Genomic DNA, 13879 nt, shown 5'->3' on the forward strand with positions numbered 1-13879 from the left:
GGAGGCTCCCCGGATTTGAGGTGCGTAGCAAGGGCGTGCGGGGACCCGGTAGCGTGAGCCGACGATTCCGACCCCCCTACGTAGGAGTCCCGGTGACGCAGCAGCGCGGACAGGGTGAAGACCCGCATCTTCCCGCGGCACGGCAGGCGCATGAAGGCGTCGTGCTGCCCGCCGACGGCGGTGCTCCCCTGTTGCCCGGCACGTTCGGCGACCAGGCGGGGCCCGCGGGCGCGTCCCCGTGGGGCCAGCCGTGGGGGCCCGAGTCGCAGCAGGCTCAGGCGGCCGGGCCGATGCCGACGTACGAGTGGGGTCAGCCGGCCGCGCAGCAGCCTCTGCCGCAGCACCAGGCGCAGCCGTTGCCGCCGGCCGTGCCCGGTGGGTACGACGCGTCGCAGGGCGGGGCCTACGGCGCCCCGTACGCCGGTGCCCCCGGTGTTCCCGGTGTTCCCGGTGGCGGCTCGGACAGCGATGCCACGCAGTACATAGCGCCGGTACCGCCGATGCAGTCCATACCCCAGCAGCCCCAGGCGCATGATCAGCCGCACCAGCAACACCAGCAGTACCAGCAGCATCAGCCGTATCCGGCGCAGCAGCACCAGCCGCACCAGGGTCAGCAGCATCAGCCGCATCAGGCGCCGCAGACCGGGGCCGCGCCGCTGCCGCCCGAGGCCCCCGCGCCCGACGCCACCCAGTTCCTCGGCCGCGCCGTCCGGCAGCCGATGCCCGGAGCGCTGCCCGACGCGGTGCCGGGCGGCCCGGACAGCGAGGCGACGCAGTACATTCCGCCGGTGCCCGCGCAGCCGTCGCCGCAGGCGCCGCAGGCGCACCAGGCTCAGCAGCCGCAGGGCGGTGCCTACGACGTCCGGCCGGGTGAGCCGGGTGAGCGGCAGCCGCCGGCCGAGTTCGACGCCCTGTTCCGCACGGAGCCGGAGAGCGCCGCCGGGGCGACGCAGCAGATGCCGCGGTTCGACCCGCAGGCCCAGCAGACGCCGCCGCCCCAGTACGGCCGCCCGAACCAGCCCCACCCGCAGCACCAGCAGCCCCCGCAGCACCAGCAGTACGGGCAGCAGCAGGCGTACGAGCCCGAGCCGCCGCGCCGCAAGAGCCGTACCGGATCGAAGCTGCCGATGATCGCGGCCGTCGGTGTCGGACTCCTCGTCGTCGGGATCGGTGCGGGCGCCATGCTCAGCGGCGGCGGTGACGACGACAAGAAGACGGACTCGACCGAGACCGTGTCGAACTCCTCGCCCGCCGCCTCCGCCGAGTCCTCGGCGCCGGCCGCCGACCCGGCCAAGGAGCAGGCCGTCGCCCTGGACAAGCTGCTCGCCGACTCGGGCAACAGCCGCGAGGCCGTCGTCGGGGCCGTCGGGAACATCGGCGCCTGCAAGAAACTCGGCCCCGCCTCGCAGGCCCTGCGGGACGCCGCGACCCAGCGCAACAACCTGGTGACGCGGCTCAACGGCCTCGCGGTCGACAAGCTCCCGGCCAACGCCGAGCTGAAGACGGCGCTCACCGAGGCGTGGAAGGCGTCCGCCTCCGCGGACACCCACTACGCGGCGTGGGGCGACCAGGCGGCCGGGAAGAAGGGCTGCCACAAGGGGCACGCCAAGGTGACCGGGGAGCGCCACGCGGGCGACTCCGCCAGCTCGACGGCGTCCACGCAGAAGGCGAAGGCCGCCAAGCTGTGGAACGAGATCGCCGCGAAGTACGGCCTCACCCAGCGGACCGCCGTGCAGCTGTAGAAGGCCGGGCGCCCGCTCAGGGCGCCTTCGCCAGGATGTCCGTCACGTCCACCAGGCCCTTGCGGGTCGCGACGAGCCGGCCCTGGCGGACCTGCTGGAAGGTGACCCGCGCGTTGACCAGGCGCGGGAACCCGGCCGCGGCCGACAGGTGGGCGTAGTTCCAGCGCAGCGGCGGGGTGAGCCCGCCCGTCGTGATCCGTTGCCCCTTGTCGAGAGCGATCCGGACGCTCCGCGCGGACACCTCGCCGTCGCCGAGCCCCTCGATGACCCGCTTGAGGACGGTGTAGGCGATCCAGGTCGTCTGCACGCCCGTGTCCGCCGGGTCGATCCGGTTGTCGCCGAACGCCTGCTCGTTGATCGCCTCGCGCATCGGGTTCCAGCGCGCGTCGTCGGCCGCCGGGTACCAGCCGGTCACGTACGCGCCCTCGTACGGGCTTCGCGCGCCGCCCGTGCGGTTGATGACGGACTGGTCGACGCTGCCGAGGACCGTCGCCGTGCGCACCGCCGGATAGTCCGCGCGCAGCCGCCGGAACGAGTCGAAGAACGTGTCCGTACGGTCGCCGAGCACCGCGGCCACGCAGCCGTCACCGGTCGGGTCGCCGCTCGCGGTGGACAGCGCCTCGCGGGCCTCGTCGCCGTAGCCGGTGGCGTCCTCCGCGGCGCGCAGGTCCCGCGCGCCGGGCCGGTCGCGCAGGGCGAGGCCGGTGCTGAGCACGGCGGCGAGCCCGTCGCCGGTGATGGTGTCCGGGCGGATCAGGACGGTGCGGTCGCAGTCGGCGGCGAGTTGTTCGCCGGTGCCCGCGAGCAGGGCCGCCTGGCCGCCGTTGACCGGGTAGGACAGCGGGCTGGTGAACTCCGTCTCGCTCACCCCGTAGCCGCCGATGTACGGGATGCCCGCGGACTCCAGCGGGGAGAGGAACGCGCGGCCGTGCTGGCTGTAGGAGCCGACGACGGCGACGACGTCCTGGTCGACGGCGGAGCGCGCGCACCTGGCGGCGGCCACGCTGTCGTTCTGGTCGTTGCAGGTGAGGACCTTCAGCTTGCGGCCGCCGATGCCGCCGTGGGCGTTGACCCAGCGCGCGTACGCCTGCGCCATGGCGGGCATCCCCGGCATGTTGGTGGCGGCGGTCCGCTCCGGGGCCCAGGTCATCACGGTGACCGTGTCGTCCCCGGCGGACGCGGTGGTCCCGGGGACAAGGCCGCAGCCGGCGACCAGGGCCGCGCCCGTGGCGAGGGCGGCGAGACGGGAGAGGTTCTTGAGCGTGGTGTGGCGCCGACCGGTCATGGACCCGCACGATTCCGTCACGTCTCTAACCACCGAGTGACCCACGGGCAACACATGGTGACGCGAGGGTGAATTACGGGGGCGAATCGGGGCCCGCGGGCACGGGACGTACGATCGATGACCGTGCAAAGCTCGGAGAAGTCTTCCCGTCGTGGCCGTCGCTCGTCGAAAATGGACGGCATGCCACTCAACGACATGCCGTGGTGGCGCTGGCGCAGCAATGTGCGCTCCGCGCTGCACATGCTCTCCGACCCCTCGTTCCAGCGGGACGTCTGGCTGGCGGGTGTGGACGGGTACGGGGACGTGACCGACGCCGTGTACCGCCTCGTCGAGGACACCTGGCTCGACAACTGGTCCGCCGAGAAATACGTCGGCACGATCTTCCGGGACTCGCAGGAAGCGGCCCTCGTCGACACGGCCGTGCTCCGGGTCCTGCGGATCATGCACCAGGTCGGGCCCGACGCGCCCGTCTCCGCCTACCTCGACGACCCCGGCTGGCCGGACGCCGTCCGCTCCGCCCGCGACGCGCACGTTCGCCTCGCCACGAGCGACGGGGAGGACCCCGACACGGCGCCGCACACCCTCGAAGTGCTGCACATCATGACGCGGGCCGCGTAGAACATCGCTTGAATGGAGCGAGCGGAGAGTGATGTGCGAACCTTTTCGCATGAACTCGTCCGCGCCTGTCGCCACCGGCCCCGAGCAGTACGTCCTCACCCTCTCCTGCCCCGACAAGCAGGGCATCGTGCACGCCGTGTCGAGCTACCTCTTCATGACCGGCTGCAACATCGAGGACAGCCAGCAGTTCGGTGACCACGACACCGGACTGTTCTTCATGCGCGTCCACTTCAGCGCGGACGCCCCCGTCACCGTCGACAAGCTGCGGGCCAGCTTCGCCGCCATCGGGGACTCCTTCCGGATGGACTGGCAGATCCACCGGGCCTCCGACCGGATGAAGGTCGTCCTCATGGTCAGCAAGTTCGGGCACTGCCTGAACGACCTCCTCTTCCGGGCCCGGATCGGCGCGCTGCCCGTCGACATCGCCGCGGTCGTCTCCAACCACACCGAGTTCCGCGAGCTCGTCGCCTCCTACGACATCCCCTTCCACCACATCCCGGTCACCAAGGACACCAAGCCGGAAGCCGAGCAGCAGGTTCTCGACCTGGTGCGGGAGCAAGGGGTCGAGCTCGTCGTCCTCGCGCGGTACATGCAGGTGCTGTCGGACGACCTCTGCAAGCAGCTCAGCGGGCGGATCATCAACATCCACCACTCGTTCCTGCCGAGCTTCAAGGGGGCGAAGCCGTATCACCAGGCGCATGCGCGGGGCGTGAAGCTCATCGGGGCGACGGCGCACTATGTCACCGCGGATCTTGATGAGGGGCCGATCATCGAGCAGGAGGTCGAGCGGGTCGGGCATGACGTCACGCCGGATCAGCTGGTGGCGATCGGGCGGGACGTCGAGTGCCAGGCGCTGGCGCGGGCCGTCAAGTGGCATGCGGAGCGGCGCATTCTCCTGAACGGGCGCCGCACGGTCGTCTTCGCCTAGCCGCGTCCGCGCGTCCGCGCCGCCGTCGTGGCTGGTCGCGCAGTTCCCCGCGCCCCTAGGGTGCGCACTTCGTGCGGCGACCCCATCGGTTTTCGGGTGCGCCGCCGTCGTGGTCGCTCGCGCAGTTCCCCGCGCCCCTGAAGGCCTGCGGCTTCGCCGCGCCTTCCCCCCCGCCCACGCCTGAGATGGCGCACGAAGTGCGCATCTCAGGGGCGCGGGGAACTGCGCGACCAGCCACGACGAGACCCGCACTCGGAAAACCGCTACAGGCGGCTCAGGGACGCTGTCGCTGAGAGGACGTCTCGGATGGCCTGGCGGTCGCCCACCTGGCCCGCTGCCGCCTCGTCGGGAGACACGTGTCCCGCCGCCAGCCGGCAGAACTCGACGCCGTCCAGGGCGACGTGGGCCACTTCGCGCCCCGGCGCCTCCCCGTCGAGGGCGATGAGCCATTCACCGCCGCCCGCGCCTTCGATCTCCAGGCGGACATTGCGCCCACCCCCGCCGGAGGCACCCCGCGCGGCCAGCGAACCGGGCAGCATCCGGGCCGCCAGGTCGATCATGCGGTTGAGGTGGCGCGGGGCGGGCGGCTCGTACGGGTAGTCGACGGCGTCGGCGATGTCACCCGCGTGGATCCAGCACTCGAAGGCCCGGTCGATCATCGCGTCGCGCAGGGCGAGGTCGAAGTCGCCGTAGGGGACGGGGAGGCCGCCGGAGCCACCGGTGTCGGACCCGGCGAAGGAGACGGTGCGGATCAGCGCGTGGGACTGGTCCCGCCAGGGCTCGCGGACGGCCCGGGTGGGCGGCGTGGACGTCGCCTTCCAGTGGGCCTCCGTGCGCGCGGTGGGCCCGAGCCCGTCGAGGGCGGACGGGGTGCCCGGGCAGGGGTCGTCGAGGCCGAGGGCGCGGGCGACGAGCCCGTCGACGCTGGTGAGGTGGGCGATCACTCCGGCGACCGTGGTGCGGCGGCTGACCTGCTCGTCGTGCTCGTACCAGCGCAGCCGCACGGGCGCGTGCCAGTCGCTGTCGCCGATGTCCTTGAGGAGCGCGTCGAGGCGGGCGGTCTCGGCGTCGTACGAGGTGGCCCAGTCGGGGACGGGGATGCGGGCGGGGCGGCGGTTGAGGCAGCTCTCCAGGACGCGGGAGCGCAGCATCGGGTCGAGGTCGAGGGACTCCTCGGGGTGCAGCAGCCCGACGGCGTCGCGCAGCCGCAGCGCTTCTTCGGCGCAGTCGCCGCACTCGTCCAGGTGGACGTCGACGGCCGCGGCCTCCTCGGGCGAGCAGGCGGCGAGGGCCCACGCGCCGAGCAGGGACTTCAGGACGCGGTGCTCGAGCACGAGGGGTCCCACCGCCGGTAGGTCGGGGAGCGGCCCGGCGTCCTCGACGGAGACGCGGGGGACCGGTATGCGGGGCGCGTCCGTGGCGCCGTAGGGTCCGCGGTCCGGCTCGTCGTCGTAGGGGCCGGAGCGGCCCGGTCCGTGCGGTCCGCTCATGCCGGCCTCCCGTACCGGTCGGGCGGCGTGCCGCTGTCGTGCGCCGTGGACAGCAGCTGGAGGCCGAGGCGGAGGCGGCGGCGCGCCTCGTCCTCGGTGACGCCGAGGTCGGCGGCGGTCTGGCGGTAATCGCGGCGCTGGAAGTAGGCGAGTTCGAGAGCGGCGCGCAGCGGGGCGGGCATCGATGTCACGATGTAGTCGGCGCGGGCGGCGGCGGAGGCGTGGCGGACCTTGCGCTCCAGGTCCTCGGTGGTGCCGAGGCCGGTGCGGACGAGGGCGGCGGACTCGGTCTGGCGCAGCAGTCGGACGGCCTGGTGGTGGGCGAGTGTGGCGATGTAGGAGCGCAGCGGGCCCTGTTTGGGTTCGTAGGCCTCGGGGTTCTCCCAGATCCGGGCGAAGACTTCGCGGGTGATCTGGTCGGCGGCGTCCTCGTCCTCCAGGACGCGGTGGGCCAGGCCGTGCACCAGGGACGCGAACCGGTCGTACAGCTCGCCGAGCGCGGCGGCCTCGCCGTGCGCGAGGCGCTGCTGCATCCTCCGGTCCCAGCGGGACGGAGTGTCCTTGGGCATGGGGCCCCCTCACGACCGCCCGTACTCCTGAAATGCTGGACTGAACGCTTGCACTCCAACTCTGAACTGATTGCCTCCATAGTCGAATGTAGTCCGCGGTGCCGACAACGCACGTTCCTTTGCCGCATTGCGCGGCGTGGGACGGTGGTGGGTGATAAGGAACCGGGGACGCCGGGTGTTTCGGCGCACTGCGGGCCGGGCAGCCGCGCAGTGCAAACGTAATGAGCAGTTCCGGTTCGGTGGTGGTGCGAGAGGAGGCGTGGCGCGTGACGCTCAGGGTGAGCGAGACAGGGCGGGGCGAGTGGGCCGTCGTACGGGTGTCGGGCGAGATGGATCTCGTGAGCTCCCCGGCGCTGCGCCAGCGGGTGCACGACGCGGTCGCCGACGGCCGCCACAGCCTCGTGCTCGACCTCTCCGACGTGCTGTTCTGTGATTCCAGCGGGGTCAGTGTCCTCGTCGCGACGCGGCGGCTGATGCGGTCGTGCCAGGGCCGTCTGCGCCTGATACTCCCGGCGCAGGGCGCGGTCGACGGCTCGCACGTGAACCGGGTCCTCGGCGCCCTCGGTGTCCGTCGTCTCTTCGAGTGCTACCCGGACGTCGCGGCGGCGGTGGACGACGAGGCGGAGCCGCTGTCGGCCTGACCCCCGGCCCCGGGGCCCTACCGCGCACTCCTCTCTGCCCCGGGGCGCCCGGTCCGTCGTACCCTCCCTGGTGGACAGGCCCCATGACCCAGGACCACCGATGTGAGAGGCGGCTCAAGCGCATGGACGAGCGGAGGATCGCGGACCGGTTCGCCGGCTTCGACCAGGACGGCAACGGCTACATCGACCGCGAGGACTTCTACGTCGCGGCGAAGGCGGTGCTGGCCGAGTTCGACACGACGGCCCGCTGCGACAAGGGCCAGGACCTGTTCGCGGGCGCGGAGGCGTTCTGGCAGGGCATGGCCGGGATCGCGGACGTGGACGGGGACCAGCGGGTGACCCGGGGCGAGTTCGTGACCGGGGCGGTGAAGCGGCTGCGGGACAGCCCGGAGCGGTTCGCCGAGATCGCGCGGCCGTTCCTGCGGGCCACCATCGCGATCGCCGGCCCGGAGGGCGCGGGTGTCGGCGCGGACGCCGCGCGGCGCGTGCTCACGGCGCTGGGCGTCGAGGGCGAGGCCGCTTCCACGGCCATCGCCGCGCTCGACGCGGACGGTGACGGGCGGATCTCCGAGGAGGACGTCGTCCAGGGCTTCGCCCGGTACTTCACCGTCCCCGAGTGACGTCCGGGCCCTCCTCGCGCGCGTAGCGCTCCCGCAGCTTGTACTTGAGGACCTTGCGGAGCGTCTCGTTGCGGGGGAGGGCGTCGAGGATCTCCAGCTGTTCCGGCAGTTTGAATGTGGACAGGCCCTGACCTCGCAAGTACGTCGTGAGGTCGGCAAGGGACAACGGGGCCTTGCCCGGCCGGAGTTCGAGGACGGCGCACACCCGTTCCCCGCGCTCCGCGTCGGGCAGGCCGACGACCGCCGCGTCCTGGACCGCCGGGTGCCGGTGCAGCAGGTCCTCGATCTCCTTGGCGGAGATGTTCTCGCCCTTGCGGATGATGATGTCCTTGGCCCGGCCGGTGAGGACGAGATGCCCCGTGGGCAGGACGTGGCCCAGGTCGCCGGTGATCAGGAAGCCGTCGGTGTCGAAGGCGTCCGCGTTCTGGCACGGGTCCAGATAGCCCTGGCAGACGGCCTCCCCGCGCAGCCGGACCGCGCCGTCGACCCCGGCGGGGACCTCCTTGCCCGCCTCGTCCACAACGCGGATCTCCATGCCTTCGGGCGGGCGGCCCTCCGTCGTCGCCAGGTGGTGCGCCGTGTCGTCCGGCGCCCCCATCGTGATCATCGGCACCTCCGTCATGCCGTACCCGTGCGTGAGCCGCACTCCCATCTCGCGGACCACGGCGTGGTAGATCTCGGGCGGCTTGGGCGCGCCGCCGCCCGCCAGGAGACGCAGCGTCGGGATCAGCTTCCGGTCGGGGGCCTTGCGCTGTTCGGTCAGGAACATCGAGTAGAACGCCGTCGAACCGCCCGCGACCGTGACGCCGTGGCGCCGGTACTCCGCCAGCGCGTCCGGCAGTGCGAAGTGCTCGAACAGCACGGCCGGGAACCCGTACAGGAGCAGCATCACCGTGTAGTCCGGGCCCGCGATGTGCGCGTACGGGAAGGCCATCGAGCCGACGTCCGAGGCGGACAGGCGCAGCGCGTGCGCGAGGCACGAGCCGCCCGCGATGAGCGAACGGTCGGTGTGCAGGACGCCCTTGGGGTCGGAGGTCGTGCCGGACGTCCAGTAGATCCAGCGGACCGTGGTGCCGGAGGCGGGCGGCGCGGGGAGGACGGCGGGGTCGCCCTCGGGCAGGTCCTCGTACGCCTCGAAGACGCCGCGCGCGCCGAGCCGGTGCGCCATCTCCGTGTGGTCGAAGCCGCGCCAGACGCCCGGGGTCGCGAAGAAGTCGGCCCGGGACTCCCGCAGCGCGAAGCCGACCTCACGGTCCCGGTAGAACGGGATGACGGGCGTCTGGACCGCGCCGATGCGCGCGAGGGCGAAGGAGAGCAGGGCCGTCTCGATGCGGGTGGGCAACTGCCATGCGACGACGGTGCCGGGGCGCACGCCGAGGCCGTACAGCCCCGCCGCCACGCGCTCGGAGCGGTCGCGCAGCTCGCCGAAGGTCAGCGTGCGGTCGCCCTGGAGGAGGACCGGGCGGTCGGGGGTGTGCGCGGCGCGGCGTTCGACCAGCTCCCACAGGGTGCGGGAGGCGGCCAGGGCGTGTGCGGTGGCGTGCGTCATGGCGTGACCCCCAAGGAGTGCCCGGCATCCCGGCTCCGGCAACTGACGGTGCGTCAGAATTAGCGTCGAGGGTAGGACCGCGCTCCTTGTCGGTCCAGGGGTGCGGGGCTAGCCTGCGTCTGACGGGTCATCAGATACGCCGCCCAGGTGCCGCGCGCGGAGGGGCTTCAGACCATGGACCTCACGTACACCGATGAGGAGGAGGAGTTCCGGGCGCGGCTGCGGGAGTGGCTGAGCGCGGAGCTGCCGGCCCTTCCCGCCAAGCCGTCGCCCGGCGACTGGCCCCGACGGCGCGCCTACGACACCGGATGGCAGCGCCGGCTCCACGACGTCGGGTACGGCGGCGTCCACTGGGACGCCTCGCCGACGACACGGCTGATCTTCCTGGAGGAGACCGAGAAGGCCGGCGCCCCGTACGTCGGCGCGAACTTCGTCGGCCTCCTGCACGCGGGGCCGACCGTCGCCGCCGAGGGCAGCGCGGCACAGCGGGAGCGCTGGCTTCCCCCGATCCTGCGCGGCGAGGAGGTGTGGTGCCAGGGGTTCAGCGAACCGGACGCCGGGTCCGACCTCGCCGCCCTGCGGACGCGCGCCGTGCGCGACGGCGACACGTATGTCGTCAACGGCTCCAAGATCTGGACCTCCCACGCCGAGGTCGCCGACTGGTGCGAACTGCTCGTCCGCACCGACCCCGACGCGCCCAGACACCGCGGCATCTCCTGGCTGGCCATGCCGATGGACGCGCCCGGCATCACCGTCCGGCCGCTGCGCACGCTCGCCGGGTCCACGGAGTTCGCGGAGATGTTCCTCGACGACGTACGCGTGCCGGTCGGCCACCGGATCGGCGACGAGAACGACGGGTGGCGCGTCACGATGGTGACCCTGTCGTTCGAGCGCGGGACCGCGTTCGTGGGGGAGGTCGTCGCCTGCCGACGGGTCCTCGGCGAGCTGGCCGGCCACGCGCGAAAGAGCGGGCGGTGGGACGACGCCGTGCTGCGGCGCGAACTCGGCCTCCTTCACGCCGAGTTCAGCGCCCTGTGGCGGCTCACCCAGTGGAACGTGAGCGAGGCGCAGGCCGGCGGGGGCGGTGTGCCGGGCGTCGGCGGGTCCGTCTTCAAGCTCCGGTACTCGCACGCGCGGCAGCGGCTGTACGACGTCGCCGCCATGGTGCTCGGTGGCGCGGCCTCACTGGACACCGGGCAGGAGTGGACGCTGGACCGGCTGTCGTCGCTGTCGTACACCATCGCCGCCGGTACCTCGCAGATCCAGCGGAACATCGTCGCCGAGCGCATCCTCGGGCTGCCCAAGGGCGCCGGGGCGGGGGGAGGGGGCTGACATGGACTTCCGGCTGTCGGCCGAGCAGGTCGGCCTGCGGGACGGGATGCGGGGGCTGCTGGCCCGGCGGTTCGGGCGGGACGCCTTGCGGAGCGCGGTCGAACGGCCCGCCCTCGACCGCGGCCTGTGGCGGGAGCTCGGCGACGCGGGGCTGTTCTCGCTCCGCCTGCCCGAGGCCGAGGGCGGCACCGGGCTCGGGCTCCCGGAGGCCGTCGTGGTGTTCGAGGAGTGCGGGCGGGCGCTGCTGCCGGGTCCGGTCGTGCCGACGTTCCTCGCGGCCGGGAAGGTGCCGGGGGCGGCCCGGGGCGAGGTGGTGGTGACGGAGGCGAGCGGGGGGCTCGTGCCGTGGATGGGTGCGGCTGATGTGGTGCGCGGGTGGGGCGGGGATGGTGGGCGCAGGGGTGGTGGGCGCCGGGATGGTGGGGGCGAGGATGGTGCGGGCGGAGATGGTGGGGGCGGGGATGGTGCGGGCGGAGATGGTGGGAGAGGGGATGGTGCGGGTGGGGTTTTGATCGAGTCGGTCGATCCGCTCACGCCGCTGCACGTCGTGTCCTCCGATCAGAGGCCGGTCCCGCCCGAGACGCGGCTTCTCTACGCCGCCGAGCAGCTCGGGTCCGCGGGGCGCACGCTCGACATGGCGGTGCAACACGCACGGCAGCGCGAGCAGTTCGGCCGGCCCGTCGGGGCCTTCCAGGCAATAAAACACCTGTGCGCCGACATGCTCGTACGGGTCGAGCTGGCCCGCGTCGCCGTCTACGCCGCCGCCGTCACCGGCGACCCCGTCGAGGTCGCCGCCGCCGGGCTGCTCGCCGACGAGGCCGCCGTGCGCGGCGCCCGCGACTGCCTCCAGGTGCACGGCGGCATGGGCTTCACCTGGGAAGCCGACGTCCATCTGCATCTGAAGCGGGCCTGGGTGCGCGCCGAGTTGGCGGGCGGCGCGCGGGCCGCCGAGGAGACGCTCGCCGCCGCACTCGGCACGCCTTGAGGAAGGGTGTACGGACAGTGACGGTGCGTCGATACCGGGTTGTGTCCTTCGGGAAGCTCGTCACGGCGCGGAGTCGGCCGTCGGCTCGGGTACCTTGTGGCAGATGCGAGTGGTGCTGATCCCCGACGACGGTGTCGGCGTCGCCTCAGAGGCGGCTCCGGGACCAGGGATGTGTGCCGCTCGCAGCGCAGGACGGAGCCGCATGCCCGCCTGTTCGACCCCCCGCGAGACGCGTCGCACAGTATGCCGCACGCGTACTCCTTCGCGCTGGAATATGCCCGAAGCGCTTGTTGGGGTGACTGTACGTCAACCATGCTGTGCAGCAAGGGGATCACGGTCCGTGATCCCCGGCAGTGTCCAGGATGGTCAGTGGCGCGAGGCGACGTGTCCGCCGGTTCGGATGGTGTGAGCGGTGCAGGTGCTTCAGGTTCAGTTGGATGTCGGGGCGGACCCCGCGGAAGTGGGACGGGCCCGCAAATGGGTGCGGTCCCGCCTCGCCGGGTCCGGGATACAGGACGACGAGCCGCTGGCCGAGACGCTGATCCTGCTCGTCTCCGAACTGGTCACCAACGCCGTCGTGCACACCGGGCGGCCCGCCGTCCTGCGGATGGTGCTGCCCGGCGTCCAGGAGCAGTGTCCCGGCACCGTGCGCGTCGAGGTCGCCGACGCCAGTGCCCGGCCGCCCACGCCCCGGCACGCGGACCGCGAGGAGACCAACGGGCGGGGGCTCGAACTGGTCGAGGGGCTCGCCGACCGGTGGGGCTGGCGGCACGAGGGCGGCGGCAAAGCCATCTGGTGCGAACTCGACCGGTGCGCCGGGGCCGTCGTCGGTGGTGTGGGCGCGTACGGCGGGGCGGCCTTCGAGGCCGTGTGATCGTCCTTCGCGTGTGCGTTGCGTGTGCGTGCCCGTGCCCGTGCCCGTGGCCGTGGCCGTGCGCCGGGTTCGCCCCCGCGCAGTGCTTCCGTGCGCGCCCGGAGGATTGCCGCATTAAGTGCAAATACCCGGACGGGTGTTGACGCCGGGTGTCCGTTTGATCACGCTTATGGTCAGCGATTCGCTGCGAGGGGACGTCGAGGGCCCTTGTGACGGGGGCCCTCGGCGAAGTTCGGATCGTTGCCGTGGAGGTGCTCTGGCCGGGTTTCAGAGCACCGCCACCGGAGCCACCGGGGTGCCCGTCGCCCCCTTGAACGGCTCCGGCATCGCCGAGAGGAAGAACGTGTAGCGGTTCTCTTCTCCACAGGCTGTGGACAAACTCTCCAGATTCCAGTTCTGGCCCTGCAGCATCCCCATCTCGACCAGATGCAGCGCGTGCACCGGCAGCCACAGGTCCTCGATCTCCGGCGGGAAGATCTCGAACGTCAGGGTGTCGTTCGCGACCGCCGCCACGTCGCGGGCGTGGAACCACTCCGGGGTACGCAGCGAAAGGCCCGGTGACGGGTAGCCGTAGCCGTGCTTGTCGCCGGACAGATACACCTGGATCTGGCCCGTGCGCACCAGCACGATGTCGCCCGCGCGGACCGTCACCCCGCCGAACTCCGCCGCCTCGTCCAGGTCTTCGGGCGTCACCGCGTGGTCGCCCGGCAGCCGGTCCAGGCCCTTCGCCGCCGCCACGTCCAGCAGCACACCGCGCGAGACGACGTACAGGGCCTTGTCGATGCCGCTGAACTCCGCGCCGCCGTGCGCCGTGATCGTGTCCGCCGGGCGGCCGTTGTAGAGCCGGCCCGAGTGCGAGACATGGGTCAGCGCGTCCCAGTGCGTGGCCGCCTGCAGCCCCATCGTCACGGAGTCGTCGCTGGTCGCGACCGTGTCGGGGCCGAAAATCCGCTGGTTGATCTGGACCATCGTGTGGTGGGGGTTGATCCGGCCCGGGATCAGGCCCGACTGGACGCCGTCCTCCTTCAGCGGGAGGGCCAGCGGGACGCGGCGGCCCGTGCGGATCTCGGCCGCCGCCCTGTGGACCGCGTCGTTCGTGATCAGGTTCAGGGTCCCGGTTTCGTCCTCCGGGCCCCAGCGGCCCCAGTTGTTCACGCGCTTCGCGATCTCGTGGAACTCGGCGGGCAGCGGCATCGACGGCCTCCCGGGTCTTGTCTTCCCGTATCTGACGGGTCGTAGAATCTGG

13 protein-coding genes are annotated in these 13879 nt (G+C 72.4%); 8 read left to right on the top strand and 5 right to left on the bottom strand.

Annotated features, from left to right (window positions below; all coding sequences use genetic code 11):
- The first annotated feature begins 92 nt into the window (after window positions 1–92).
- On the top strand, window positions 93–1742 hold the full coding sequence (locus C1N81_RS26305) for a hypothetical protein (protein WP_394433098.1): 1650 nt from the start codon (window positions 93–95) through the stop codon (window positions 1740–1742).
- A gap of 16 nt (window positions 1743–1758) precedes the next feature.
- Here the strand turns inward: C1N81_RS26305 and C1N81_RS26310 are convergent, their stop codons facing one another.
- The gene (locus C1N81_RS26310) at window positions 1759–3027 is read right to left on the bottom strand and encodes an ABC transporter substrate-binding protein (RefSeq protein WP_394433100.1); all 1269 of its coding nucleotides are present in this window, start codon (window positions 3025–3027) and stop codon (window positions 1759–1761) included.
- A 117-nt stretch (window positions 3028–3144) separates the two neighbouring features.
- Between C1N81_RS26310 and C1N81_RS26315 the strand changes: the two genes are divergently transcribed.
- Together C1N81_RS26315 and purU are read left to right on the top strand one after the other, a co-directional pair.
- On the top strand, window positions 3145–3645 hold the full coding sequence (locus C1N81_RS26315; RefSeq protein WP_394433102.1) for an SCO4402 family protein: 501 nt from the start codon (window positions 3145–3147) through the stop codon (window positions 3643–3645).
- 49 nt (window positions 3646–3694) lie between these two features.
- Window positions 3695–4573: a formyltetrahydrofolate deformylase gene (purU, locus tag C1N81_RS26320; RefSeq protein WP_394433103.1), complete on the top strand. Its 879-nt coding sequence runs from the start codon at window positions 3695–3697 to the stop codon at window positions 4571–4573.
- A 263-nt stretch (window positions 4574–4836) separates the two neighbouring features.
- Here the strand turns inward: purU and C1N81_RS26325 are convergent, their stop codons facing one another.
- Complete coding sequence (locus C1N81_RS26325) at window positions 4837–6063, bottom strand: maleylpyruvate isomerase N-terminal domain-containing protein (RefSeq protein ID WP_394433105.1); 1227 nt, start codon at window positions 6061–6063, stop codon at window positions 4837–4839.
- Complete coding sequence (locus tag C1N81_RS26330; protein WP_394433107.1) at window positions 6060–6632, bottom strand: sigma-70 family RNA polymerase sigma factor; 573 nt, start codon at window positions 6630–6632, stop codon at window positions 6060–6062. The genes C1N81_RS26325 and C1N81_RS26330 overlap by 4 nt, the downstream gene beginning before the upstream one ends.
- Window positions 6633–6853: 221 nt before the next feature.
- Between C1N81_RS26330 and C1N81_RS26335 the strand changes: the two genes are divergently transcribed.
- Together C1N81_RS26335 and C1N81_RS26340 are read left to right on the top strand one after the other, a co-directional pair.
- Window positions 6854–7273: an STAS domain-containing protein gene (locus C1N81_RS26335; protein WP_394433109.1), complete on the top strand. Its 420-nt coding sequence runs from the start codon at window positions 6854–6856 to the stop codon at window positions 7271–7273.
- 122 nt (window positions 7274–7395) lie between these two features.
- Window positions 7396–7893 (top strand): EF-hand domain-containing protein, encoded by a 498-nt coding sequence (locus C1N81_RS26340; protein ID WP_394433111.1) that lies wholly within the window; start codon window positions 7396–7398, stop codon window positions 7891–7893.
- Here the strand turns inward: C1N81_RS26340 and C1N81_RS26345 are convergent.
- Entirely contained in the window at window positions 7877–9442 is a 1566-nt protein-coding gene (locus tag C1N81_RS26345) for a class I adenylate-forming enzyme family protein (protein WP_394433113.1), read from the bottom strand. The genes C1N81_RS26340 and C1N81_RS26345 overlap by 17 nt on opposite strands.
- Before the next feature lie 174 nt (window positions 9443–9616).
- Between C1N81_RS26345 and C1N81_RS26350 the strand changes: the two genes are divergently transcribed.
- From C1N81_RS26350 to C1N81_RS26360, 3 genes are all read left to right on the top strand, one after another.
- A complete protein-coding gene (locus tag C1N81_RS26350; RefSeq protein ID WP_394433115.1) occupies window positions 9617–10774 on the top strand; it encodes an acyl-CoA dehydrogenase family protein in 1158 nt (385 codons plus the stop codon).
- Between the two features lies 1 nt (window position 10775).
- Entirely contained in the window at window positions 10776–11759 is a 984-nt protein-coding gene (locus C1N81_RS26355) for an acyl-CoA dehydrogenase family protein (protein ID WP_394433117.1), read from the top strand.
- 412 nt (window positions 11760–12171) lie between these two features.
- The gene (locus C1N81_RS26360; protein WP_394433119.1) at window positions 12172–12633 is read left to right on the top strand and encodes an ATP-binding protein; all 462 of its coding nucleotides are present in this window, start codon (window positions 12172–12174) and stop codon (window positions 12631–12633) included.
- Window positions 12634–12900: 267 nt separating this feature from the next.
- Here C1N81_RS26360 and C1N81_RS26365 read toward each other — a convergent pair whose 3' ends face one another.
- Complete coding sequence (locus tag C1N81_RS26365; RefSeq protein ID WP_394433121.1) at window positions 12901–13827, bottom strand: cyclase family protein; 927 nt, start codon at window positions 13825–13827, stop codon at window positions 12901–12903.
- Window positions 13828–13879: the final 52 nt, after the last annotated feature.

The sequence above is a fragment of the Streptomyces sp. SGAir0957 genome (assembly GCF_043523415.1).